This window comes from Humibacter soli (assembly GCF_054779035.1).
The window spans coordinates 986,635-1,011,283 of sequence record NZ_BAAGYX010000001.1; the positions used below are offsets into that span (position 1 = coordinate 986,635).

The 24,649-nt window shown below is 68.1% G+C and carries 24 protein-coding genes and 1 tRNA gene; 15 read left to right on the forward strand and 10 right to left on the reverse strand.

From position 1 onward, the window contains the following. Positions 1-70: 70 nt before the first annotated feature. The 3 genes from ACYVDN_RS04585 to ACYVDN_RS04595 form a co-directional block, all read right to left on the reverse strand. Positions 71-799 carry a zinc ribbon domain-containing protein gene (locus ACYVDN_RS04585; protein WP_460568887.1) on the reverse strand — a complete coding sequence of 243 codons (729 nt, stop codon included), beginning with the start codon at positions 797-799 and terminating at the stop codon, positions 71-73. Between the two features lie 79 nt (positions 800-878). After that, on the reverse strand, positions 879-1,697 hold the full coding sequence (locus ACYVDN_RS04590) for a Nif3-like dinuclear metal center hexameric protein (RefSeq protein ID WP_460568889.1): 819 nt from the start codon (positions 1,695-1,697) through the stop codon (positions 879-881). 82 nt (positions 1,698-1,779) lie between these two features. After that, on the reverse strand, positions 1,780-3,729 hold the full coding sequence (locus ACYVDN_RS04595; protein ID WP_460568891.1) for a purine-cytosine permease family protein: 1,950 nt from the start codon (positions 3,727-3,729) through the stop codon (positions 1,780-1,782). Positions 3,730-4,014: 285 nt separating this feature from the next. Here ACYVDN_RS04595 and ACYVDN_RS04600 point away from each other — a divergent pair, with 285 nt between their 5' ends. Then, entirely contained in the window at positions 4,015-4,824 is an 810-nt protein-coding gene (locus tag ACYVDN_RS04600) for a thymidylate synthase (protein ID WP_460568893.1), read from the forward strand. Next, on the forward strand, positions 4,821-5,327 hold the full coding sequence (locus ACYVDN_RS04605) for a dihydrofolate reductase (protein WP_460568895.1): 507 nt from the start codon (positions 4,821-4,823) through the stop codon (positions 5,325-5,327). The genes ACYVDN_RS04600 and ACYVDN_RS04605 overlap by 4 nt, the downstream gene beginning before the upstream one ends. Positions 5,328-5,667: 340 nt before the next feature. On the opposite strand, the gene ACYVDN_RS04610 is transcribed toward ACYVDN_RS04605, so the two are convergent. Both ACYVDN_RS04610 and ACYVDN_RS04615 read right to left on the reverse strand, forming a co-directional pair. After that, entirely contained in the window at positions 5,668-5,814 is a 147-nt protein-coding gene (locus ACYVDN_RS04610) for a hypothetical protein (protein WP_460568897.1), read from the reverse strand. Between the two features lie 12 nt (positions 5,815-5,826). Then, a complete protein-coding gene (locus ACYVDN_RS04615; RefSeq protein WP_460568899.1) occupies positions 5,827-6,057 on the reverse strand; it encodes a hypothetical protein in 231 nt (76 codons plus the stop codon). Between ACYVDN_RS04615 and ACYVDN_RS04620 the strand changes: the two genes are divergently transcribed. Together ACYVDN_RS04620 and ACYVDN_RS04625 are read left to right on the forward strand one after the other, a co-directional pair. After that, on the forward strand, positions 6,041-7,138 hold the full coding sequence (locus ACYVDN_RS04620; RefSeq protein WP_460568901.1) for a C40 family peptidase: 1,098 nt from the start codon (positions 6,041-6,043) through the stop codon (positions 7,136-7,138). The genes ACYVDN_RS04615 and ACYVDN_RS04620 overlap by 17 nt on opposite strands. A 24-nt stretch (positions 7,139-7,162) precedes the next feature. Continuing rightward, positions 7,163-8,140, forward strand: coding sequence for an aldo/keto reductase (locus tag ACYVDN_RS04625; RefSeq protein ID WP_460568903.1), 978 nt, complete (start codon positions 7,163-7,165; stop codon positions 8,138-8,140). Between the two features lie 25 nt (positions 8,141-8,165). On the opposite strand, the gene ACYVDN_RS04630 is transcribed toward ACYVDN_RS04625, so the two are convergent. Together ACYVDN_RS04630 and ACYVDN_RS04635 are read right to left on the reverse strand one after the other, a co-directional pair. Next, positions 8,166-8,238, reverse strand: a tRNA-Val gene (locus ACYVDN_RS04630). 31 nt (positions 8,239-8,269) lie between these two features. Further along, positions 8,270-8,737, reverse strand: coding sequence for a peroxiredoxin (locus ACYVDN_RS04635; RefSeq protein ID WP_460568905.1), 468 nt, complete (start codon positions 8,735-8,737; stop codon positions 8,270-8,272). A gap of 199 nt (positions 8,738-8,936) precedes the next feature. On the opposite strand from ACYVDN_RS04635, the gene aceE reads away from it, so the two are divergent. From aceE to ACYVDN_RS04665, 6 genes are all read left to right on the forward strand, one after another. Further along, positions 8,937-11,663 (forward strand): pyruvate dehydrogenase (acetyl-transferring), homodimeric type, encoded by a 2,727-nt coding sequence (aceE, locus tag ACYVDN_RS04640; protein ID WP_460568907.1) that lies wholly within the window; start codon positions 8,937-8,939, stop codon positions 11,661-11,663. 6 nt (positions 11,664-11,669) lie between these two features. Continuing rightward, complete coding sequence (locus ACYVDN_RS04645; RefSeq protein ID WP_460568909.1) at positions 11,670-12,872, forward strand: PucR family transcriptional regulator; 1,203 nt, start codon at positions 11,670-11,672, stop codon at positions 12,870-12,872. A 94-nt stretch (positions 12,873-12,966) separates the two neighbouring features. Then, positions 12,967-13,902 carry an ACP S-malonyltransferase gene (locus ACYVDN_RS04650; protein ID WP_460568911.1) on the forward strand — a complete coding sequence of 312 codons (936 nt, stop codon included), beginning with the start codon at positions 12,967-12,969 and terminating at the stop codon, positions 13,900-13,902. 4 nt (positions 13,903-13,906) lie between these two features. Continuing rightward, positions 13,907-14,911: a beta-ketoacyl-ACP synthase III gene (locus tag ACYVDN_RS04655; RefSeq protein ID WP_460568913.1), complete on the forward strand. Its 1,005-nt coding sequence runs from the start codon at positions 13,907-13,909 to the stop codon at positions 14,909-14,911. 157 nt (positions 14,912-15,068) lie between these two features. Then, positions 15,069-15,317, forward strand: coding sequence for an acyl carrier protein (locus ACYVDN_RS04660; protein ID WP_460568915.1), 249 nt, complete (start codon positions 15,069-15,071; stop codon positions 15,315-15,317). A 94-nt stretch (positions 15,318-15,411) separates the two neighbouring features. Then, a complete protein-coding gene (locus ACYVDN_RS04665; protein ID WP_460568917.1) occupies positions 15,412-16,650 on the forward strand; it encodes a beta-ketoacyl-[acyl-carrier-protein] synthase family protein in 1,239 nt (412 codons plus the stop codon). Between the two features lie 248 nt (positions 16,651-16,898). Here the strand turns inward: ACYVDN_RS04665 and ACYVDN_RS04670 are convergent, their stop codons facing one another. Then, a complete protein-coding gene (locus ACYVDN_RS04670) occupies positions 16,899-17,402 on the reverse strand; it encodes a DUF3145 domain-containing protein (RefSeq protein ID WP_460568919.1) in 504 nt (167 codons plus the stop codon). 282 nt (positions 17,403-17,684) lie between these two features. On the opposite strand from ACYVDN_RS04670, the gene ACYVDN_RS04675 reads away from it, so the two are divergent. The 5 genes from ACYVDN_RS04675 (at position 17,685) to ACYVDN_RS04695 (ending at position 21,940) form a co-directional block, all read left to right on the forward strand. Continuing rightward, entirely contained in the window at positions 17,685-18,308 is a 624-nt protein-coding gene (locus ACYVDN_RS04675) for a PadR family transcriptional regulator (RefSeq protein WP_460568921.1), read from the forward strand. A gap of 65 nt (positions 18,309-18,373) precedes the next feature. Beyond that, the gene (locus ACYVDN_RS04680; protein ID WP_460568923.1) at positions 18,374-18,928 is read left to right on the forward strand and encodes an ArsR/SmtB family transcription factor; all 555 of its coding nucleotides are present in this window, start codon (positions 18,374-18,376) and stop codon (positions 18,926-18,928) included. Continuing rightward, positions 18,925-20,223 carry an MFS transporter gene (locus ACYVDN_RS04685; protein ID WP_460568925.1) on the forward strand — a complete coding sequence of 433 codons (1,299 nt, stop codon included), beginning with the start codon at positions 18,925-18,927 and terminating at the stop codon, positions 20,221-20,223. Before ACYVDN_RS04680 ends, ACYVDN_RS04685 begins: the two co-directional genes overlap by 4 nt. After that, on the forward strand, positions 20,220-20,636 hold the full coding sequence (locus ACYVDN_RS04690; protein WP_460568927.1) for a YciI family protein: 417 nt from the start codon (positions 20,220-20,222) through the stop codon (positions 20,634-20,636). The genes ACYVDN_RS04685 and ACYVDN_RS04690 overlap by 4 nt, the downstream gene beginning before the upstream one ends. Further along, the gene (locus ACYVDN_RS04695) at positions 20,633-21,940 is read left to right on the forward strand and encodes an RNA polymerase sigma factor (RefSeq protein WP_460568929.1); all 1,308 of its coding nucleotides are present in this window, start codon (positions 20,633-20,635) and stop codon (positions 21,938-21,940) included. The genes ACYVDN_RS04690 and ACYVDN_RS04695 overlap by 4 nt, the downstream gene beginning before the upstream one ends. Before the next feature lie 30 nt (positions 21,941-21,970). Here the strand turns inward: ACYVDN_RS04695 and ACYVDN_RS04700 are convergent, their stop codons facing one another. Beyond that, positions 21,971-22,810, reverse strand: a complete 840-nt coding sequence (locus ACYVDN_RS04700) for a DUF1684 domain-containing protein (protein ID WP_460568931.1) — start codon at positions 22,808-22,810, stop codon at positions 21,971-21,973. A 101-nt stretch (positions 22,811-22,911) separates the two neighbouring features. Next, complete coding sequence (locus ACYVDN_RS04705; RefSeq protein ID WP_460568933.1) at positions 22,912-24,633, reverse strand: bifunctional 3'-5' exonuclease/DNA polymerase; 1,722 nt, start codon at positions 24,631-24,633, stop codon at positions 22,912-22,914. Positions 24,634-24,649 lie beyond the last annotated feature (16 nt).

Consider the following 24,649-nt stretch of genomic DNA (forward strand, 5'->3'; position numbering starts at 1 on the left):
CCGGGGCGTGCAGTTTCGCGGACGTGACGGAGCGAGGTGCGGGGCGGGAGCGGGCTGGCCGGGGATCGGGTCAGGAGTTCTCGTCGCGGATCAGGATGGCGCCGCTGTCCGGGCAGAGCACGACCTCGTCTACCGCCGCGGCGTGTACGACGGCGAGGTCCGACGGCGAGAGCTTCATGTTCGAGCCGAGCGACACGCCGCCCACCAGCCGTGCGGCACCTACGCCGTACCGGTCGTGCTGCTTCTGATAAAGAACGACGAGATCCTCCGGCAGGGTCGCGGCGACAGCCGTGCGATCCGCGTTGGCCTGTGTGCGGGCGCGTTCGAAGCCGCTGATCGCTTCGGCTCGCGCCGCCTCCAGCTCTGCCACCTTCGCCTCGGCGTCAGCGCCCTCCGCATCGATCCCTGCGATGGTGGCCTCGAGACCCTCGATGCGCTCCATGATCGCCAGCTCGATGTCCTCGAGGTCGCTGCGACGCTTGCGCAGGGCTCCGAGCTCGGCTTCGAGTGCTGCGACATCCTTCACCGATGCCGTCTGCTGCACGCGCTCCGAGTCGCGGGCCATGCGGGCCTCGACTACAGCGACGTCCGACTCCATGCGCGTGAGCTCGGTGCGTGCGTCGTCCAACTCGCCCGAGAATCCGAGGCGCCTGCTGCGAACCTCCGCCACGATCGGCGCGAGGTCGGCCAGCGCCTTGGCCTGCGGCGGGTTCGCGATGGAACCCGTCGCCTGCGCTATCGCGGTGTCGAGCTCCTGCAGGCGCAGCAGTTCGAGCTGGTCGCGGGGATCGGCTTTCACGGCACTCTTCTCCGACCCGGCACTCGCCGGAGGTCTCTTCGATCTGATCTACGGTATTGCACCGGCAAGTGGCGCGGTGTCATTGCATGATCACGAAATCCCACGGATCCGTGCGCAGCTCGCTGACCTCGAACAGCACGTCGGGGAGCGCGCGAGCCAACTGCTCGGCCGCGGTGTCCAGCCAGACCCACTCCGCCGCCCAGTGGGAGACGTCGATCAGCGCAGGTCCGCCGGAGACGCGCGCCTGCTCGAGCGCCTCGGATGCCGGGTGGTGCCTCAGATCGGACGTGATGTACACATCCGAACCCAGCACGCCCGGCTCGGCCAGGTAGGCGTCGCCGGCTCCGCCGCAGAGCGAGACCGTGCTGACGGGCCTGGCGTAGTCGCCCGCGACCCTGATGCCGGTGGCCGTCGCCGGGACGATGTCGGCGAGGGCGCGAGCGAGGTGTCCGAGCGTCGTCGGCTCGGGCATCCTCCCGACCCGTCCGATGCCGGAGGTCGGATCGGCGCCGGGAACGAGGGGCCGCACGTCGACGAGGCCGAGACGCGTCGCCAGCACGTCGGACACCCCGTCCGGGACGACGTCGGCGTTCGTGTGCGCGGTCAGAAGGCTGCAGTCGCCGCGGATCAGCTGCGACACGAGGGCGCCCTTGTAGCGGTCTTCAGCGACGCTCGAGACACCCCGAAGCAGCAGAGGGTGGTGGGCGATGAGCACATCGAAGCCGCCGTCGACGGCCTCGGCGACGGTCTCGGCGACCGGATCGACTGCGAGAAGCACACGGGTCACTGCCGACTGTCTGCCGCCGGTGACGAGTCCCGGCGCATCCCACGGCTCCGCTCCTGCGACGGGCCAGAGGGTCTCGACGACCCGGAGCAGCTCTGCGATCGTTGTCGGCATACCCCGAGCCTACGGCGAGGCGTGAGAGCGCCCCAATGTCACCGGTGCTTGCGGGCATCGGTACCAGGTGCCTGCGCGGATGTCACCGACTGGCGTTCTCCTGGAGCCGCACGGCTCGCCTGCCGGACACCAGGGCGAGCACCAGACCGAGGAACAACGCGATGAGGACGCCCAGATCCGATGCCGCAAGGGCTCCGTGCGCGTCGACGTCGAGCGCGCGGAAGAAGTAGCCCTCCCATCGCAACCCGACGGCGTCCGCCCGCATGAACCCGAGGCCGATCGCAGTGATCACGACGAGGCCGATCACGTTCGCCAAGCGCCAGTCGGGGTAGACGCCGCCGCGGTGCAGCAGCGAATCCGTCGCGATGCGTCTACGACGCAGCAGGAAGTCGCCGAGGAAGATGCCGGTCCACGCCGCAACAGGAACCGCCAGCGTCGTCGGATACGCCAGAACGAGCGTGCTGACGCCTGGCACCGCAGCGAGCAGCCAGGCCGTACCCGCCGCGATGAGCACTCCGAGCACCAGCACCGACGACCACCGTGGCAGCCGCACGCCGATGGCCTGCACCGCGAAGCCGCCGGAGTACAGGCTCACGATCAGCGCCGACATCAAGCCGATCGCGATGGCGGCGACGAGCGGGATCGCGAACCAGCTCGGGGTGTTGGTGACGAGCGCACGCACGGGGTCGAGCGCGAATCCGCTCGCAGAAACGGAGCCCGTCAGCGTGACGATGGCGCCGAAGACCACGAGCACGAGCATCGGCAGGGACGCACCGAATCCACTCCACAGCGCGGCGGCCGTTCCGCTCGACCCCGCGCGTTGATACCGCGCGAGGTCTCCCCCGGCGCTCGCCCACGCGAGGCCGAGAATGCTGAAGACGAGCACCGCGCCCTCGACGACGAGTATCCACTCGCCGTACGGCGCAGAGGCGAGTCGGTCCCATCCGGATCTCGGCCACGCCACGACGATGATCGCCACAGCGAGCACGGCCGTCGCGATGGTGGCGATGAGTTGGATGACTGCGACGAGCGCGTATCCGAAAATGGCGACGACGACGCTCACGACCGCCGCCACCGCAAAGGAGGACCAGAGCACGAGCGTCCTGTCCGACGCCCATCCGGCCTCCACGGCGCAGTCCGCGACGGCGACGGCCAGCAGCCACAGCAGGGCGGCGCCCCAGAACAGTCGCACCACGAGGATCAGGATCGCCGGGATCACGTTGCCGACGACGCCGAAGGTCGCGCGCGACACGATGACCGTCGGCTGGCCGCTCCACACGCCGGTGAGCGCACTCAAGCCGAGTGGGATGAACGAGAGAGCGACTCCGAGGAGGGCGGCGATCAGCACCTGAACGAGGTTCAGACCCACCGCGACCAACGCGGCACCCACGCCGAGCACGAGCGCGGATGCCCCGGCGGCGAACCACAGCCAGAACAGCCTGCTGGCGCGTCCGACCCGGTACTCCCGCGGGGTCGGCTCCCCGCCCGCCTGTTCGATCGAGAAGATCGGGAGAGGCGTCGGCGCGCCCACGGTGAGCACGCCCTCCCCAGCGCGCACGCGGGGGCTCGAGATGGGCGTGAGGCCCATGTCGTCGCTCGAGACGTCATCGGCGTCGTCGCCGACGTCGGAGTCCAGGTCGGGACTGCCCGGCTCGGGAATCTCGGGGCGCGGTCCGGGGAATGCCGCCGATCCGACGGGCTGTGCCGGCTCTATCACCGCTGCAGGTTCAGTCGCCTCAGCCGGTTCGCCGGCCGCGGGCTCGGCTGGCGTCACGGCCTCGGCGATGGCAGGCGGCGCATCTCCGGGGCGACGTGCGGCCAGCAGCGCTTCGAGGTGTTCGATCGCGGCGAGCGTGTCGCCCTTCTGAGCCTGCTCCGAGATCTCCTTCTCGGCCTCCGTCCTCGGCACGAAAGGCTCAGGCTGCGGCGCGATCTGGGTGAACAGCGACTCCGGTCGGATGATCGGCAACGACGCCGTCAGCAGTGTCACCTCGTCTTCGAGGGCCTTCGCCAGCTCGTCGTCGTCATGCACAGGCGATGGCTCGGAAGACTTAGGCGTCGGCGTCGGCGTCGGCTCGGAAGGCGCAGGCCGCTCCGCCCCACCGCCCTGCGGCGGTCGGTAGGTGGTCCTCCTGCGTGCGGGTTCGGACGCCTCGGCGTCGTCGCCCTTCCCAGGGGCTGACTCCCCCGGGTCATTCCCCATAGCGGGAGCCTAGCGACAGGCCCCGCCACTGAGCAGTTCTCCACACCGAGCAGGCGCGTGTTCGTGCGGCGGGGCATCCACTTCGGCGGTGCCGAACACGTACCATCGGGAGTCATGGATGCGCCGATCGCGACCCCGTACGAAGACCTCCTTCGCGATGTGCTGGCGAACGGAACACCCAAGTCAGATCGCACCGGAACGGGCACTCGCAGCGTGTTCGGCAGGCAGCTGCGTTTCGATCTTGCGGAGGGCTTCCCGCTCGTCACGACCAAGCGGGTTCACTTCAGGTCGGTGGCGTACGAGCTGCTCTGGTTCCTGCGCGGAGACTCCAACGTGCGCTGGTTGCAGGAGCACGGCGTCACCATCTGGGACGAGTGGGCCGACGAGGACGGCGACCTCGGCCCCGTCTACGGTGTGCAGTGGCGCTCGTGGCCGACACCGGACGGCCGCCACCTCGACCAGATCTCTTCGGTGCTTCAGACGCTGCGCACCGACCCCGACTCGCGCCGCATGATCGTGTCGGCCTGGAATGTCGGCGAGATCCCCGACATGGCGCTCGCGCCGTGCCACGCGTTGTTCCAGTTCTACGTCGCGGACGGCAAGCTCTCGTGTCAGCTGTATCAGCGCAGCGCCGACCTCTTTCTCGGCGTGCCGTTCAACATCGCGAGCTACGCGCTGCTCACGCACCTTGTCGCCGACCAGGTCGGCCTCGACGTCGGCGACTTCGTCTGGACCGGCGGCGACTGCCACATCTACGACAACCACGTCGCGCAGGTCACCGAGCAGCTGACCCGCGCGCCGTACCCGGCTCCTCGACTCGCCATCACAAGGCATCCGGACAGCATCTTCGACTACGAGTTCGAGGACTTCGAGGTCGTCGGCTACCAGCACCACCCGGCCATCCGTGCCGCCGTGGCGGTATGAGGGTCGGTCTGATCTGGGCGCAGGCCCGTGGCGGTGTGATCGGGGCCGATGGAGGCATCCCGTGGCACGTGCCGGAGGACTCGCGGCGATTCCGTGAGCTGACCGCGGGTGGAGCGGTCATCATGGGTCGCAGGACCTGGGATTCGCTGCCGCCTCGATTCCGGCCGCTTCCTGGTAGGCGGAACATCGTGGTGACCAGGGATGCGACCTGGCACGCGGACGGCGCGACCAGAGCGGCGTCACTCGACGACGCATTCGCTCTCGCAGAAGGTCTGCAGCAGAACCAGACGGCCTGGGTCATCGGCGGAGCCGAGATCTATGCCGTGGCGATGGCCGCCGCCGACACGCTCGAGGTCACGGAGATCGATGTGGATGTCGAAGGAGATGCCTTCGCGCCGGCGGTCGACCACCGCTGGACCGTCGCGTCACGGGAGCCCGCGGACGGCTGGCTGACCTCCGGATCGGGAGATCGCTATCGCTTTCTCAGCTACGTGCGACGCTGATGCGCGATCACGCCAGCCGGCGATCACGCATGTCAGATCACTTGGAGCGGTAGGGAGCGCGGCCCATCTGGAACGCCGCAGCAAGCCCGAGAATCGCACCGACGATGCCGACGACGCCGATGATGCTCCACAGGATCGTTTCAACCATGGCTCCATTATCCCATCCGCCGAGGTTCGGTTCGTCGCCTCAGCGTGCAGTTCGACCAGAGAGTTCACTCCGCATCGGTTGTCGGTGCGGTGCACGGGTGCAAGACTCGACGAGGGGCTGTTCGCGACCGTCACGGTAGGACATGGAACGCACGAAGACATCTGGCGCCAGGCCGGCTGAGGGTACATCGGATCAGTGCGCTCCACGGCGCAGACGGATGCGCGACGTTGCGGCGATCTGCGCCGTGCTGATGGCGACAGGATTCGTCGGTATCGCCGCGTCTCCTGTCGACGACTGCACGGATGCCTGCACGTCCGCCACGCCGACCCCCACGTCCACGTCGGGCGACGATCAGGGCACGCCGACCCCGACGCCCGCACCGGATCCCACCGACACCGCGGTGCCCACCCCGACTCCGACTCCCACCGACACTTCGACCCGGCCGTCGACGCCTCCAACGACCCCGCCTGCGACTCCCCCGCCAGGCAAGGGCACGCCGAAGCCGACGGGCTCGCCCACGCCCTCTTCCACCCCGACGGATCGCGCGACCACGGCGCCGCCATCCGTGCCCTCCCCGATCATCAGCGGAACTCCCGGCGACCCGGGCGACGGAGCGGGCAGCAGTGTCAGCGAGGCGACTCTGACGAAGCTGCAGGACGCTGTCGACAAGGCTCAGGCCGCACTGGATTCCGCACAGGCGCTCCTCGACACGGCGACAGACGACTACGACGCGGCCCACACGGCGTATGAGAGCGCGAAGTCGCTCGACACCACCTCGGCGAAGATCGCGGCGTCGGCCAGCACGGCTGCAAAGGCGGCGGCCGCGAAGTTCATGGTTGCCATGCACCAGACCCATTCCGACGAGGCGTCGACGACTCTCGGTGCGGTGCTGAGCGGAGGCCCCTCCGACGACCTCCTGCAACGCCTCACGGCTGCGAACCAGCTCGGCAGCATGAACGGTTCGTTGAACAAGCTCGCAGCGCGCGCCATGTCAACCGCGAAGCAGGCATCATCCGCAAAGGCCGCCGCCGCGAAGGCCCACGCAGCGCTGGAAGCCATTCCGCTCGACCAGAAGAGTGCAGCAATGGATGCCGCACAGGCCCTCGTCGATGCGGCGCAGGCGACCCTCGACTCCGCGACCCAGGCGATGACCGACGCATCGAGCAGCATCGACCTCTCCTCGGGCAACGACCTCTTCTCCGGCGGCGACTTCGGTACCTCGTTCGACCCCGGCCCGGACAACGGCGGGGGCGGTTTCGCGCCGAACACGTCGCAGGTGAACGCGATGATCGCATTCGCCGAGGCTCAGCTGGGCGAGCCCTATGTCTTCGGTGGCGCCGGGCCGACGACGTGGGACTGCTCGGGCCTCACGATGATGGCCTACCGAGCCGCCGGCATCGACATCGGTCAGCACGCCGTGATCTCCCAGGTGGAGACCATGAAGCAGGAGGGCCGCCTGTTGCCGTACAGCGACCGCGAGCGCGGCGACCTGATCTTCTGGTCGAGCGGCGACGGAAGCTTCCCGCACGTGGCGATCTACCTCGGGCACGACATGATCCTCGCCGCGCCGCAGGAAGGAGAGACCGTCACGATCGAGCCGGTCTGGACGTCGGCCGGCGAGCAGCTCTACGGCCTGGTGGGGAGGCCCTCTGGCACGCCGTAGGCGCGCTGCTTGTAGCCTGATGCGATGCGGTATCGGAAGCTTGGGCGCACGGATCTGGACGTAGCGAGTGTCGGCTACGGCGCGTGGGGCATCGGCGGGTCATCCGGCGGATGGGTAGGGGCCGAAGACGACGAGTCGTTGCGCGCCCTCGAGCGCTACATCGAGCTCGGCGGCACGTTCATCGACACAGCACGTGGCTACGGACGCAGCGAGCAGCTCGTCGGCCGTGTCGCGCGCGGGCACGCCGACGAAGGACTCGTGGTAGCCACCAAGGTGCCGCCGATGGACGGGCACTGGCCGGCTCAGCCCGGCGTGCCCGTCGAGGATGCCTTCCCGGGGCGACACATCCGCGCCAGCGTCGAGGAGAGCCTCCGCCAGAGCGGGCTCGACGCCTTCGACGTTCTGCAGTTCCACGTCTGGAGCGACGAGTGGGTCGGTCACGGTGACTGGCTCGAGACCATCGAGTCGCTGAAGGCCGAGGGCAAGATCCGCTTCTTCGGCGTCTCCATCAACGACTACCAGCCCGAGCAGGGCCTTGCCCTCGTGCGCAGCGGTGCTGTCGACACGGTGCAGGTGATCTACAACGTCTTCCACCAGCTGCCGGCTGAAGAGCTCCTGCCCGCGTGCCTGGACAACGGGGTAGGCGTGATCGTGCGAGTGGCGCTCGACGAGGGCGGCCTGACCGGACGCATCACGTCAGATACCCGTTTCGAGGCTGGCGACTTCCGCGCCCGCTACTTCGGCGGAGAGAGGAAGTCCGAGCTCGAAGAGCACGTCACGGCATTGACCGCCGACCTGGGCATCCCGCTCGACGAACTGCCCGATCGTGCGCTGCGGTTCGTGCTCGCCAACCCCGCCGTGTCCACCGTGATCGCCGGAATGCGCACCGTACGCAACGTCGAGCGGAACGTCGCCACCGGCGATCGCGAACCGCTGAGTGCGGACGAGCTCGACATCCTGCGCCGCCACCAGTGGGAGCGCAACTGGTACACGGCGCCGTAAAGCCGGGATCCGTCATGTGTAGGGGTGCGCCCTGCCGGGATCGAACCGACGACATCCACGGTGTAAACGTGGCGCTCTACCAGCTGAGCTAAAGGCGCGCTCAGAGAAGTCTACGAGGAGAAAGTCGGCCTACGCCGCTTTGAGGTCCTCGAGGGCGATGCGGTAGGCCTCGAGCGAACGGGCCTCGCCCGGTGCGGTGATGAAGCTCTCGCGGATGATGCCGTTGGAGTCGATCAGGAAGGTCGCGCGATTGGCGAAGCCTTTGTCTTCGAGGAAGACGCCGTACTGCTTCGCGGTGTCGCCGTGCGGCCAGAAGTCGCTGAGCAGGTTGAACTGATACCCCTCCTGCTCCGCCCACGCACGAAGGGCGAATTTCGAGTCCACCGAAATGCCGACCAGCTCGACGCCGTCCGCGCGGAACAGCTCGAGGTTGTCGCGAAGCTCGCACAGCTCCCCCGTGCACGTTCCCGAGAACGCGAGCGGGAAGAACACCAGAGCGACGGCGCTGGTTCCCCGAAAGTCGCTCAACCGCACCACTTCGCCGAACTGGTTGAGCAGCTCGAAATCGGGAGCCTGGGTGTCGTTCTCCAGAGCCACCGTCTCTCCTTCCGCGCGGTGGAAAACACCGCATGCCTCGGGCGCGTCGGTCTCGCGGGCGCGCACGGTACGACAGCATAGACCGCGGACCACGCGCCGGAACTCCGCGCGCTAGGCTGGCCTACGGCGCGCCGCCTGTCGCAACCCGACAGGGTTGGTCGCTGCCCACGATCGATCCCACACAAAGAAAGAGGTCGCGGTGACTGTCAACGACCAGGACCCGTATTCGGTGAACTACATCGACTCGGACCCGGACGAGACCGCCGAATGGCAGGAATCACTCGATGCACTCGTCGCGGCCGAAGGCCATGAGCGCGCCAGGGAGATCATCCTCAGCCTGCTGAAGCGGTCGAAGGAGCTCCACCTCGGTGTTCCGATGGTGCCCACCACGGACTACATCAACACCATCGCCCCCGAGAACGAGCCGGAGTTCCCCGGCGATGAAGACATCGAGCGCCGTTACCGGGCCTGGATCCGCTGGAACGCCGCGATCCTCGTGCACCGCGCTCAGCGCCCCGGCATCGCTGTCGGCGGGCACATCTCGACGTACGCGTCGAGCGCCGCGCTCTACGAGGTCGGCTTCAACCACTTCTTCCGCGGCCCCGACCACGTCGGCGGTGGCGACCAGATCTTCATCCAGGGCCACGCATCTCCCGGCCCCTACGCAAGGGCCTTCCTCGAAGGCAGGCTCAGCGCCGACCAGCTCGACGGGTTCCGCCAGGAGAAGTCGCACGCGCCGAACGGCCTCTCGTCGTACCCGCACCCGCGCCTCATGCCCGAGTTCTGGCAGTTCCCGACCGTGTCGATGGGTCTCGGCCCGATCAACGCGATCTATCAGGCGCAGCTCAACAAGTACCTGACCAACCGCGGCATCAAGGATGCCTCCGACCAGCACGTCTGGGCGTTCCTCGGCGACGGCGAGATGGACGAGGTCGAGAGCCGAGGCCAGCTCCAGGTTGCGGCGAACGAGGGCCTCGACAACCTCACGTTCGTCATCAACGCCAACCTGCAGCGACTCGACGGCCCGGTGCGCGGCAACGGAAAGATCATCCAGGAGCTCGAGAGCTTCTTCCGCGGCGCCGGCTGGAACGTCATCAAGGTGATCTGGGGACGTGAGTGGGATGACCTGCTCGCCCGCGACACCGAGGGTGCCCTGCTCAACGTCATGAACACGACGCCGGACGGCGACTACCAGACATACAAGGCCGAGAACGGTGCCTACGTGCGCGAGCACTTCTTCGGCAAGGACCCGCGGTCACTCGAGCTCGTCAAGGACTACTCGGACGAGCAGATCTGGAACCTCAAGCGCGGCGGTCACGACTACCGCAAGGTGTACGCGGCGTTCAAGGCGGCCCTCGAGCACAAGGGTCAGCCGACGGTCATCATCGCGAAGACCATCAAGGGCTACGGCCTCGGCCCGCACTTCGAGGGCCGCAACGCCACGCACCAGATGAAGAAGATGACGCTGGACGACCTCAAGAAGTTCCGCGACTCGATGCACATCCCGATCACGGACGACCAACTGGCCGAGAACCCGTACCTGCCTCCGTACTACCACCCCGGTGAGAACGACGAGGCCATCCAGTACCTGCTGGAGCGTCGTCGGGCGCTCGGTGGCTTCATTCCCGAGCGTCGTTCGAAGTACACGCAGATCCCGCTGCCGGATGACTCCGCATACGCGATCGCGAAGAAGGGCTCCGGCACGCAGGAGGTCGCCACGACCATGGCGTTCGTGCGTCTGCTGAAGGACCTGCTGCGCGCGAAGGACTTCGGGCACCGCATCGTGCCGATCATCCCCGACGAGGCCCGCACGTTCGGCATCGACGCGTTCTTCCCGAACGCGAAGATCTACAACCCGAACGGCCAGCACTACACCTCGGTCGACCGTGAGCTGCTCCTCTCGTACAAGGAGAGCCCGCAGGGGCAGATCATCCATGTCGGCATCAACGAGGCCGGTGCGATGGCGGCCTTCACCAACGTGGGAACCTCGTACGCGACGCACGGCGAACCGCTCATCCCGATCTACGTCTTCTACTCGATGTTCGGGTTCCAGCGCACGGGCGACGCGATGTGGGCAGCAGGCGACCAGATGGCGCGCGGCTTCATCATCGGCGCGACCGCCGGCCGCACCACGCTCACGGGTGAGGGCCTGCAGCACGCCGACGGCCACTCCCCCATGCTGGCGGCCACCAACCCCGCCGTCGTCAGCTACGACCCGGCATACGGCTACGAGATCGGGCACATCGTGCGCGCCGGCCTCGACCGGATGTACGGCGGCACCCATCCCGAGCCGAACGTCATGTACTACCTCACGGTGTACAACGAGCCGATGGTGCAGCCGGTCGAGCCAGAGAACCTCGATGTCGACGGCCTGCTCCACGGCATCTACAAGCTGCGCACTGCCGAGGGTGATGGTCCTCGCGCGCAGCTGATGGCGTCCGGTGTCGCCGTGCCGTGGGCGCTCGAGGCGCAGGAGCTCCTCGCGAACGACTGGGGTGTGAAGGCCGACGTGTGGAGCGTGACCAGCTGGTCAGAGCTGCGTCGAGACGGTCTTGCCGCCGACGAGCACAACTTCCTCAACCCGCAGGATGAGCGCCGCACGCCGTACCTGACGTCGAAGCTCGCCGGTGCGGAGGGCCCGTTCATCGCGACGACCGACTACGCGCACTCGGTGCCCGACCAGATCCGTGCCTACGTCCCCGGCGAGTTCGCCACGCTGGGCGCCGACGACTTCGGGTTCTCCGACACGCGCGCAGCCGCTCGCCGCTACTTCAAGATCGACGGCCCGTCGATGGTGGTGCGCACGCTCGAGCTGCTCGCTGCACGAGGCCAGGTCGACGCCTCGGCGCCGGCTCAGGCGATCGAGCGATACAGGCTCCACGACGTGACCGCCGGCACCACGGGGGTCGCAGGCGGCGAGAGCTAGACCGCAGTGTCGAAACCGAAGACCAAGGAAGAGACACTCGCCTGGCTGAGGAAGATCTCGGGTGAACTCGCGACCGCGACCCTGAAGCGGCTCGAAGACACCCTGCCCTGGTATCGCGAGATGCCCGCCGGGCGACGGTCCGCTGTCGGACTCGTCGCCCAGGCAGGCATCACGTCGTTCATCTCGTGGTTCGACGACCCGCGATCGACACCGTGGATCGCCGCCGACGTGTTCGGCGCAGCGCCTCGCGAACTGTTGAGGTCGGTGTCGTTGCAGCAGACGCTGCAGCTCATCCGTGTGACCGTCGAGGTGGTCGAGGACCGCGTGCGAACCGCGGGCAACGAGGAGCTCCAAGAGGCCATCCTTCTCTACTCCCGGGAGATCGCGTTCGGGGCTGCCGACGTCTATGCACGCGCCGCGGAGGCCCGTGGGCTGTGGGATGCCCGCCTCGAAGCACTCGTCGTCGACTCGATCCTGACCGGCGAGTACGACGACGAGCTCCCCAGCCGCATCGCAGCGCTCGGTTGGCACGGGCACGGCGAGGTCAGCGTGCTGGTCGGCACCGCGCCAAAGCAGCTCGACGTCGATCAGCTCCGCCGCATCGCCAGGCACATGACGGCGGACGTGCTCATCGGAGTACAGGGATCCCGTCTCGTGCTGGTGATCGGCCGTGCGCAGCCGCGAGCCTCCGAACCGGACGAGGTCGGCCCGTCCAACTCCTTCAGCTTCATGGAGATCGCTGGGCAGCTCGAATCGGGCTTCGGTGCAGGACACCTCGTGCTCGGCCACGAGGTACCGGGGCTGGTCGACGCCTCCAAGAGCGCACGGGCGGCCCTCGCCGGCTTCGCCGTGGCGAAGGCCTGGCGAAACTGCCCGCGGCCCGTGCATGCGGACGACCTTCTGCCCGAGCGCGCCTTCGCGGGCGACCCGCTCGCCAGGAGCACGCTGGTCGGCCGCATCTACCGCCCGTTGCACACGCACTCCCCGGAACTGCTCAACACGCTGTGGAGCTACCTCGACAACGGAAGGTCGCTCGAGGCGACGGCGCGGGAGCTGTTTGTGCATCCGAACACCGTGCGGTACCGGCTCAAGCGGGTCACCGATGTGATCGGATGGGACGCGACGGGTGCGCGCGAGGCGCTCATCCTGCAGGCTGCGCTCATCGTCGGCTCCATCAACGAGCCGGATGCACCCTCACGGCGCCACTGATGGGCCGAAAGCTGTACAACACCGACAAACGATCCGGCGGGAGTTCATTGATGATCGACACGGGACGCCTTCGGGCGATTGGCAGACTAGAACGGTGATCGTCGTCGTATGCCCTGGACAGGGTTCCCAGACCCCAGGCTTCCTGACCCCGTGGCTCGTCGACGACGAAACCCGTGAGCTCGTCTCGCGGTACTCGGAGGTCTCCGGCGTCGACCTGATCGAGCACGGCACGAAATCCGACGCCGAGACGATCAGGGACACGAGCCTTGCTCAACCGCTCATCGTCGCGGCGAGCCTGCTCGCACTGCGTGCGCTGCGCGCCGCGGCGCCAGAGGCGACCATCGGCGGCATCGCCGGCCACTCGGTCGGTGAAGCGGCAGCCGCGGCAGGGTCGGGCATCCTGACCGATGACGACGCTCTGCGCCTCGTGCGCTCGCGGGCGCTGCTGATGGCCGAGGCCGCCGCGGTGACTCCGACCGGCATGACCGCCGTGCTCGGCGGCGACCAGGACGCGGTCGTCGCCCACACCGAAAGCCTCAGTCTCGAACCCGCCAACTACAACGGTGGCGGGCAGCTCGTGGTCGGCGGCGCGCTGGATGCCCTCGCTCGACTCTCCGAAGAGCCGCTTCGCGGCACCAGGGTCGTTCCGCTGCAGGTGGCCGGCGCGTTCCACACCCACTACATGCAGCCGGCTCGCGAGGCTCTGACCGAAGCGGTTGCCGACATCCCCGTCGCCGACCCGTCGCTCACGATCTGGACCAACCGTGACGGATCCACGGTCGACTCGGGCGCTCGGTTCATCGAGTTCTTGGTCGGGCAGGTCGCCTCGCCGGTGCGATGGGACCTCTGCATGGCATCCTTCGAGCAGGCGGGCGTCACCGGGCTGATCGAACTGACGCCGGCCGGCGCACTGGCCGGCCTCGCCAAGCGCGGGCTCAAGGGCGTGCCGACCGTGGCGATCAAGACCCCCGACGACCTCCCGGCCGCAGTCGAGCTGTTGACGAGCTCGCACGCAGAAAGCGAAGCCTGAGTCCATGACAGCACCCCGCCTCAATCAGACAACGGGTCCGCAGTACACGCGCATCCTCGCGCTCGGCGCGGCCCGCGGAAGCCTCGACGTTCCCAACGACGACCTGATCGGCCCGATCAACTCGTCCGACGAGTGGATCCGCCAGCGCACCGGCATCATCACTCGCAAGCGGGCGCCGCACGACGTGCTCGCTCTCGACCTTGCGACGGATGCCGCGCGCGAAGCGGTCGAGGCCTCCGGCATCGACCCCGAGCAGATCGACCTCGTCATGATCGCCACGATCAGCAACGTGCGTCAGACGCCGTCGATGTCGGCCGTGGTCGCCGATCGCATCGGCGCGAACCCCGCAGCTGCGTACGACCTGAACGCCGCCTGCGCCGGGTATACCTACGCGATCGCACAGGCCGACGCGCTCATCCGTGCCGGTGTCGCGCACTACGCCGTCGTCGTCGGAGCCGAGAAGCTCTCCGACGTCGTCGACCCCGGTGACCGATCCATCTCGTTCCTGCTGGGCGACGGGGCAGGCGCCGCAGTGATCGGCCCGAGTGACGAGCCTGGAATCGGCCCGACCGTCTGGGGATCGGATGGCAGCAAGGCCGAGACCGTCGGCATGGACCACACGCTGGTCGAGTTCCGAGACGGAGAGGCAGCATGGCCGACCCTGCGCCAGGACGGTCCCGTGGTGTTCCGCTGGGCGGTGTGGGAGATGGTCAAGGTCGCCAGGCAGGCGATCGAGGCCGCCGGAATCACCGCGGACGATCTGGCTGCCTTCGTACCGCACCAGGCCAACATGCGCATCGTCGACGAGCTCGCGAAGCAGCTCAAGCTGCCGGAGAGCGTGGTCATCGCCCGCGACATCGAGACCACTGGCAACACGTCGGCCGCCTCGATTCCGCTGGCGGCTCACAGGCTGCTCAAGGAGCATCCCGAGCTCAGCGGCGGGCTCGCCCTTCAGATCGGCTTCGGCGCGGGCCTCGTCTTCGGGGCACAGATCGTCGCCCTCCCCTGAACCTCACAATCACATAAGGCCTGATCAGTCACCCATATCGCGCCAGGGCGCTCATAGACTCAATCGGGTCGGCCAGGCAAGCAAGCTCGCCAGGCTCTCCCCTCAATCGCCTCTAGACTGTTCTGCTGTCACACGACATCCCAAGGAGAAACGAAGAATGGCACTTTCCCGTGAAGAAGTCCTCGCCGGCCTGGCGGAGCTCATCAACGACGAGACCGGCATCGCCACCGACACGGTCGAGGCCGACAAGTCCTTCACCGACGACCTCGACATCGACTCGATCTCGATGATGACCATCGTCGTCAACGCCGAAGACAAGTTCGACGTCAAGATTCCCGACGAAGAGGTCAAGAACCTCAAGACCGTCGGTGACGCCGTCGACTTCATCGTCAACGCCCAGTCCTGATCGCAGGTCGGCGCGGCCATGGTCGCGCCGACCTCCACTCACTGTCCCCTTTCCCCACGAATTTGCGCTTCAGCGCGCCTGAGGTTCGGTATCCATGAGTCCCAAGAAGATCGTCGTCACCGGCATCGGTGCGAGCTCGCCCATCGGCGGCACCGCAACGGAGAGCTGGCAGGCACTCCTCGCCGGTGAATCCGGAACGCACACCCTCACGCACGAATGGGTCGAGCAGTATCAGCTGCCGATCACCTTCGCTGCGGAGGCGAAGGTGCGCCCCGAGCAGGTGCTCGAGCGACCGGTCGCGAAGCGGCTCGACCCCGTCTCGCAGTTCGCGCTGGTTTCGGCGATGGAGGCGTGGGCGGATGCGGGCGCTCCCGAGATCGACCCCGACCGCCTCGGTGTGGACTACGCGACGGGCATCGGCGGCATGTGGACGCTGCTGGATGCCTGGGACACGCTCCGTGAGCGCGGGCCGCGCCGCGTCATGCCGCTGACGGTTCCGATGCTGATGCCGAACGCTCCTGCGGCTGCCGTCTCCATGCACCTCGGTGCGCGCGCATTCGCTCGCACGGTGGCGTCTGCGTGCGCCTCCAGCACGGAGTCCATCGCCAACGCCTACGAACACCTGCAGCTCGGCCTCGCCGACGTCGTCATCGCCGGTGGCTCGGAGTCGGCGGTGCATCCGATCACGATGGCGGCCTTCGCGTCTGCGCAGGCCATGTCGAAGCGCAACGACGACCCGGAGCACGCCTCGCGTCCGTACAGCATCGACCGCGACGGCTTCGTCATGGGTGAGGGCGCCGCCAGCCTCGTTCTCGAGACCGAGGAACACGCAGTCGCCCGCGGCGCCCGCATCTACGCGGAGCTCGCCGGAGGCGGAGTGAGCGCCGACGCGTACCACATCACCGCGAACGACCCGGAGGGCAAGGGCGCACGGCGTGCCCTCCTCGCCGCGCTCGAGGAGGCGGGCGCCACGCCCGACGAGGTGACACACATCAACGCGCACGCGACGAGCACCCCGGTCGGCGACATCGCCGAATACGTGGCGCTGAAATCGGTGTTCGGAGACCGTGTGGACAGCATTCCGACCTCGGCGACGAAGGCAGCGACCGGCCACCTCCTCGGTGGCACAGGAGCACTCGAGGCCATCTTCACCGTGCTGTCACTGCGCGACCGCATCGCACCGCCGACCATCAACATCACGGAGCAGGACCCGGAGATTCCGCTGTCGGTGTCGGCCGAGCCTCAGCCGCTCGGCGACGGTCCGCAGCTCGCGGTGTCGAACTCGTTCGGCTTCGGCGGCCACAACGCCGTCATCGCCTTCCGTTCGGTGTAGTTTTGCACGCCGGTCCCTGCCCGGCGTGCCGCCGTCGGCCGGGTGGGTGGTCGCGATGTTTCGCCGGCTGAGCCGTCGAAACGTAGAGCGGGTTGCGATTGACCCGGTGGCCAGACGGGGTTGCCGGTCCTTGATCTTCGCTTTCAGCTCCAGCGCGCGGGCCCGCTTCGCTTTCGCAACGCCGGGAAAGACATCCGGCTGCCGCTATTCGCGCCGCGGGCCCGTACGGTCCCCCTTCTCCCCTCGGGTCAGCCGACCTTGTGCAGCCAGATGACCGGAGCGTCGTCGCTCGCGTGCCTGAAGGGCTCGAGCTCGTCATCCCACGCCTGTCCGAGCGCGAGTCGCAGTTCCCGCTGAAGCTCGAGTGCGTTCGAGCCGGCGAGTTCCATGGCGTACCGCACCCGGTCCTCGGGGATCACGGTGTTACCAGCCGTGTCGGTCTGCGCGTGGAAGATGCCCAGCGCAGGCGTATGGATCCACCGGCCGCCGTCGGTGCCGAGGCCGGCATCTTCCGTCACCTCGAACCGCAGGTGCTCCCAGCCAAGCAGTGAGGAGGCGACGCGCGCTGCCGTCCCGCGCTCGCCCTCCCAGAAGAACTCCGTGCGCAGAGCGCCAGGAAGCACGGGCTGCTCCTGCCACGTGAAGTTGACCGGGCGCTCCAAAGCACGCCCGACCGACCATTCGAGGTGGGGGCAGAGCGCGCGAGGAGAGGAGTGCACGTAAAGCACTCCTCGAGCCTTTATTGACGCCATGGTGTCCTCCGTTCGATGTGGTGCGTCTTCCCCTACGACCACACGACGGACACGTCATGACTGATATGTTCTGCGGCTCAATGCCGACAGAGGCATTATCCCCCGTGATCACGCGGAATGACAACCATGTGACGCGCGCCGCCGGACACGCCGAACGACCTCTCGACCACGAATGCATTCCAGGTATAGCAATACCCGGTAACTACATTCCGGGAATGCGAATCTGTGAGAGTCCTTCCATGGTGCGCGTGCCGGTCGGTGACGACACACGGAGGTGCGCCGATGTCGGTGCGACAGAGTCTGCTTGCCATCCTGGATCAGCATGCCTGCTACGGGTACCAGCTTCGGGCCGAGTTCGACCGCAGAACGGGCTCGACCTGGCCCCTGAACGTCGGGCAGGTCTACAACACCCTCGACCGCCTGGAGCGTGACGGCCTTGTCGAGAACGCCGGTGCGGATGACCAGGGGCACGTCTTCTACGCGATCACCGAGTCCGGCCGGGCCGAGGTTCGCAGCTGGCTGTCCTCGCCCGTGGAACGGACGCCGAGCGCCGCGCGCGACGAGCTGGTGGTCAAGCTCGCGTTGGCCGCCACGCTGCCGGGGGTGGACGTCGCGCGGGTCATCCAGGTGCAGCGCGCCGCGACCATGGCCGTGCTGCAGGACCTCACCCGCGCCGAACGCGCAGCGGATGACGCTGCGGACGCCATCGAGATCGCCGGCGCGCTCGCGCTCGACAGCCTCGTCTTCCAGGCGGAGGCGGAGGTGCGCTGGCTCGATCACGTCGAGGGAAGCCTCGCGGGCCTCGCGGAGCAGGCCAGGAAGGGCGTGCCCGTCGACACGCAGAAGCCGAAGCGCGGCAGGCCGGCGCGGGGTGTGGAAGAGACGAGGGTCGCGGCCAAACTCTGAAAGAGTCTTGCAGATCTCTCCGAACCGACGTACTCTGAAACCGCCTTTCAGAGTTTGGAGTCGTCATGGATGCTCGGCGCGCCACGCTCAGCGACCCCGCGACGGTTGCCGCGCTGGCGCATCCTGTCAGACTCGACCTGCTCGGATACCTGATGTCCGAAGGCCCGGCGACGGCGTCGCAGTGCGCACGAGCGATCGGCGACACCCCGTCGAACAGCAGCTACCACCTCAGGGTGCTCGCCGGCCTCGGGCTGGTGGAGAAGGACGCCTCGTCCGACGGAAGAGAACGTCCCTGGCGCGCCACGATCACCGGGTTCACCACGGATCCTGGCATCGCCGAGGCATCCGAGCTGTTCGCAGCATCGGTGCAGCTCGACTATCAGGCGGCACGGGAGTACCTGCGCCGTTACGAGGACCTTCCGCCCGAGTGGCGTGAAGCGGATGCCCACGCGCACTACGGCCTCAAGGTGAGTCCCGCCGAGCTGCGCACCATCGTCGAGGCGATCGACGCCATCGTACGGCCGTACATCGCCGCGACGCGTGAGGATGCCCCTGCCGACGCGGATCCGGTGGACGTCTCGCTTCTCGCGCTGCCGCGACCCCACGGGAGGGCATCATGACGACGGCGCTGCGCTCCCCCGTCTTCGCCCGAGTGCTCGCTGCGGGCCTGGTCTCCGACACCGGGGACTGGATGCTCTTCGTCGCCCTTCCGCTCGTCGTGTACCGCCTCACCGGGTCCGCGATCGGAACGTCGCTCGCCTTCGTTCTCGAGCTGCTCCCCGCCGTCGCGCTGGCTCCTCTCGCGGCGCGACTCATCGCCCGCTTCGACCGCCGCAGGCTGCTCATCGCCATCAGCCTCGTGCAGGCGCTCGCCGTCGCGCCGCTGTTCTTCGTGCGGTCGACGGCCGATCTCCCGATCCTGTACGTCGTGATCGTGCTCCAGGCCTCGTGCGCCGCGATCTTCGAGCCCGCCAAGGACTCCTGGCTTCCGGAGCTCGTCGAACCCGACCGGCTGGTGAGCGCCAATGCGCTGGTAGGCCTCGCGCAGAACATCGGACGGTTGGTCGGCGGACCGCTCGGTGGTGCGCTTCTCGCGTTCGGCAGACTCGACCTCGTCGTCGCGGTCGACATCGCGAGCTTCCTGGTGGCCGCGGCATTGCTCTGGACCGCGCCGCGAACGGCCCCCGTGCTCGGCTCGACGCCCGATCCGGCGAAGGAGCCGGGGGGCACAGGTGTTCTGGCGGCCCTGCGAGAACGCAGACTCAGCGCGCTGTTCGCTTCGGTCGCGCTCGCCGGCGCGGCGCAGGGGCTGTTCCTCGTGCTCTTCGTTCTGTTCGTGACCGACAGCCTGAACGGGTCCGATGCGGCGGTCGGTCTGCTGCGAGGCATCCAGGCCGTCGGCTCCATCGCCGCTGGTGCAGCCCTCGGCTTTCTCGCGGTGACTGCTCGGCCTAAGCGGCTGCTCATCATCGGGGCACTCTCGTTCGGCGTGGTGTCGCTTCTGGTCTGGAACCTTCCGTTCATCACGACGGCACTGTGGCCGTACGTCATTCTGTTCATCCTGGTCGGCGCTCCCGGCGTGCTGCTCACCACCGGCTACATCAGCATGATCCAGACCACCGTCACCGACCGCGGGGGCGCGTTCGCCGCGTTCGGACTCGTCAACGCCGTCGGCCAGGGCGTCGGTCTGCTGGCTGCAGGGCTGCTTCAACCCGTCACCGGTCTGCTGCCGTTGCTCGAGGTGCAGGGATGCCTGTACCTGCTCTCCGGGTTCGTCGTGCTCGTTCCTGGATGGTTCGGCCGGCGCTATCGTGACCGGGAACGGGCGTCGGTGTCGGAATCGGCGACATCCGTTCGACGTGAAGGTGTGGGCATCAGCCCGCATGACGGGCACGATGTGGGAGAGACGACATGAAGTACATGCTGCTGCTGCAGGCATCCGCTGCGAGCGAGAGCGGTGCGGCCGCCGACACGGCCGATCTGAACGCGATGGGCGCGTTCAACGAGCAGCTCATCAAGGCCGGCGTGCTGCTGGCAGGCGAAGGGCTCGAGGCCAGCTCGACCGGGGCGCGCGTGGAGTACTCCGACGAGCCGCCGGTCGTCACGGACGGACCGTTCGCCGAGACCAAGGAGCTGATCTCCGGCTTCTGGATTCTGCAGGTCGCCTCGCGCGACGAGGCCATCGAGTGGGCACGACGGGTGCCCCTCGGGTCCGGACGCATCGAAGTGCGCCGCGTGCTCGAACTCGGAGACTTCGACCCCGACAACACCTACGTGCAGCAGGAAGTCGAGTGGCGCGAGAAGACGGGCGAAAGCCGCACGGCATGACGGTCGATGCGGATGACGACGTCGAGGCTTCGGTAGGCGACGGTGGCCGTGCAACGATCACGGCAGTGCGACAGGAGATCGAGACCGTGTGGCGCCTAGAGGCCGCGAAGGTCATCGCGACTCTCGCCAGGATGGTCGGCGACCTAGGGCGAGCAGAGGATCTCGCTCAGGATGCCCTCGTCGAGGCTCTGCGGTCGTGGCCGCGCTCGGGCATTCCGCGCAACCCGGCGGCGTGGCTCACGTCAGTCGGAAAGCGCCGAGCCATCGACGCGTGGCGGCGCGAGGAACGTGCGGCCGAGAAATACGCCATGATCGCTGCGGCCGACGGTGCAGACGACGAGCCTCCCGAGCCCGACGAGACCCGCATCGACGACGACCTGTTGCGCCTCGTGTTCGTCTGCTGCCACCCCGTGCTCCCCGCCCAGTCCAGAGTCGCACTCGCCCTTCGCGTGCTGTGCGGGCTCTCTGTCGAGGAGATCGCCCGCGCCTACCTGGTGCCGTCAGCGACCATCGGACAGCGCATCACCAGGGCGAAGCGCACCCTCAGCGCCGCAAAGGTTCCCTTCGAAGTGCCCGACAGAAGTGAGTTCGATCAAAGGCTCGGGTCGGTGCTCGAGGTCGTCTACCTCGTGTTCAACGAGGGCTACGCTGCGACGGCGGGAGCTGAGTGGATGCGCCCGACGCTCGCAGACGACGCGATGCGGCTCGGCCGTGTGCTCGCCGAGCTGGTGCCAGAGCACGCCGAGACTCACGCGCTCGTGGCGCTCATGGAGCTGCACGCGTCACGGTTCGCGGCGCGACGCGGGGCGGACGGTTCCGCGATACCGCTCGCCGCACAGGATCGCAGGAGGTGGGACCGCCTGCTCATCGCGCACGGACTGGCGGCTCTGCGCCGCGCTGACGCGCTGGGCGGCGCACGCGGGCCCTACGCGCTGCAGGCGGCCATCGTGGCGTGCCACGCCAGAGCGGCCACCGCCGATGACACCGACTGGGAGCAGATCGCCGGCCTGTACGACGCGCTCGCGACCCGGATGCCCTCGCCTGTCGTCGAGCTGAATCGCGCCGTAGCGATCGGCATGGCCTACGGGCCGGACGCCGGGCTCGAAGCCATCGAGCCTCTCGAAGCCGCGAAGGCGCTCAAGGGTTACGCGCTGCTGCCTGCGGTGCGAGGCGACCTGCTCGAGCGGCTCGGCCGACTTTCGGAGGCACGAACCGCGTTCCTGGAGGCCGCAGGCCTCAGCGAGAACGAACGCGAGCGAGACGAGCTGCTGCGCCGTGCGTCCGCTGCCGACCCGCTCGGCTGAAACCGCCGCGCGGGTTCGGAGCGCGCGAGTCTAGACCTCGTGCAGCAGCGAGCCGTCCTTCTTCAGTACGTTCTTCTCCCCCGCCGTGATCGGCACCGCGAAGCGGTTCTGCTTCGGCGGCATCGGGCAGTTGAAGGCGTAGCTGAACGCGCACGGCGGAAGCACCGCCTGGTTGAAGTCGAGAGTGATGGTTCCGTCGGCGTTCGGCGCGACGAACAGGAACCGGCCGACGGAGTACGTCTCGTCGCCGCTCGTGGAGTCCGAGAAGACCAGCTGAAGCGCCCTTCCTGACTTGAAGGCTGCGAGGTTGTAGTCGACGCCGTCCTTGGCGAACGTGATCTCGCCCGGAATCGGCGTCTCGCGCGTCACCCCGCCGTCCTTCAGGTGCTCGATGCCCACCGAAAGGCCCTCGACGGGCGTGAATGCCGCCTGGATGACCCACTCCGGGTTGTAGCCGTATGCGTCGATCGACCCGAACTCCTGGATGCCCTCAGACCGGGCATCCCACACCCGAAGCGCGTATTCGCCGGCGTCGTTCGCGATGACGGTGCCTGTCACCGTGTCGCTGAAGGCGATCGTGCTGGGCGTCTCGGAGTCCTTGCCCCTGGCGATCGCCTCACCGTCGACCACGACGCCGTCGACGACGACGCCGTCCGCAGCGGACGCGGTGACCTTCAGCCCCGATTCACCAGCTGGCAGCGGGGACCACATGCCTGCAGCTGCCCAGACCGGCTGCGGATCCGCATCGGTGATCCACTGCGTGTTGACGAGCGCAAGACTGCCGGTCGGTTGCACGACCGAGAGCTCACGACGCTGGTGGAACCGCTCGAGAACCTGGGCGGGATCGGCAGTGGCGGTGGTATCGGTCATGGGGTCCATCCTCGCATCGAGAAGCGCTGTTGTCGGGGAGCCCGGCGCTCGAAGCATGCAACCGACTGCGTGCCGCGATTATTGCGTGCGTCACGCGTGCCTCATTTCGCACGGTCGTAGCTGTCGACGATCGCGACACTGAGCGGGAACTCGACGGGGAACGACCCGAACAGCAGACGCCCAGCCGCCGCAGCGGCTTCGCGGACGGCCTGGGCGGCATCCTCTGCGAGCTCTGCTGGCGCGTGAACGACGACCTCGTCGTGCAGAAAGTAGACCAGGTGCGGACTCAGGTCGAAGGGTGGCGCGGCAAGGCCTGGCCGGTTGCTCGACATCGTCGCGAGTCGATTGCGCAGCTCGGCCATCCAGCACAGCGCCCACTCCGCTGCCGTACCCTGCACGACGAAGTTGCGGGTGAAGCGGCCCCAGTCCCTGGCCCTCGATCGCGCGCGACGTTCGACCTCCGGAGTCGCAGAAGGCTCGGATGCCGCCGCCTGGCCGGCGAACCAGTCGGCGGAGGGCTCGGGTGACGTGCGTCCGAGCAAGGTGCTCACGGTCTCACCGCGCTCCCCCGCGGTCGCGGCCTCGGCAACCAAGGCGACCGCGCGAGGATACGCTCTCGCCAACCTCGGCAGCACGCGAGCGCCGTCGCCCGTCGTGCCGCCGTACATCGCCGCGAGCATGCCCACCTTGGCGTGCGCGCGGGAATCGACGACACCCGATGCGACGAGGCCGTCGTAAAGATCACGGCCTCGTCCGGCCGCCGCCATCCGTTCGTCGTGCGACATGCCTGCGAGAATGCGCGGCTCGAGCTGGGCCGCGTCGGCGACCACGAGCTTCCACCCCGGGTCGGCCACGACCGCTGCTCGGATCTGCTTCGGCAGCTGCAACGCGCCACCGCCGTCCGTCGCCCAGCGACCGGTGACGACGCCGCCAGGAACGTAGTCGGGGCGGAAGCGGCCGTCGCGCACCCACGACCCCAACCACGACCATCCGTTCGCCGTGTAGAGCCGCGCCAGCTTCTTGTACTCCAGCACGACAGGAATGGCGGGATGCCGCACCTCCCTCAGCTCCCACGCCCTGGTCGTCGTCGCGTTGACGCCGGCCCGCTGCAGGGCCTTGATCAGCTCGCCGGGCGAGTCCGGGTTGAGTCCCGGCGCGTCCAGTCGCTCTCTGATCTCCGCGACGAGGGACTCCATGCGCGCCGGCCGTCCTCCGAGGCGGTCCTGGGCGCCGAGGGCGTCCACGAGCAGCCGGTCATGTACGTCGGCCCGCCACGGCAGTCCGCTGTGGCGCATCTCGGCCGCGACCAGCGATCCCGCCGACTCCGCGGCGAGTAACAGGCGCATGCGCGACGCGTCAGCCGGGTCTGCGATGGCCGCGACAGCGTCATGCTGGGCCGTCCACTCCGTCAGCTCGTCGGTGACCGGCTGGGCGGGCGCAGGATCTTCGATGCGGAAGAGTGCGCCGTCATCCGCGACCGCTCCGAGGCCCAGCTCCTGCGCCCACGCAGGCGTCGCGCCGTGCAGGTCCGAGCCCTTCGTCACGGACGCGTTCCGCAGGATCGTGCCGCACAGGCTGAGATCGACGCAGCGCTCGACCCGGATTCCCGCCTCGAGAAGTCGCGGATACCAGGTTCGACTGCTCCGCCATGCCCACCGAGGGTGCGAAGCCTCGGCCTCGGCTACGTGCGCGGGCCACGCCGCCCCGTCGATCTCATACCCCGTGCCGACCATGTCTGAGGCATCGACCGCGATGACGCTGACGCCGTCCGCGGCTCCCCGCACGAGCCGTGTACCTCGATCGCGCACGACGGCCTCGGCCACGGCTCTCCCTCGTTCG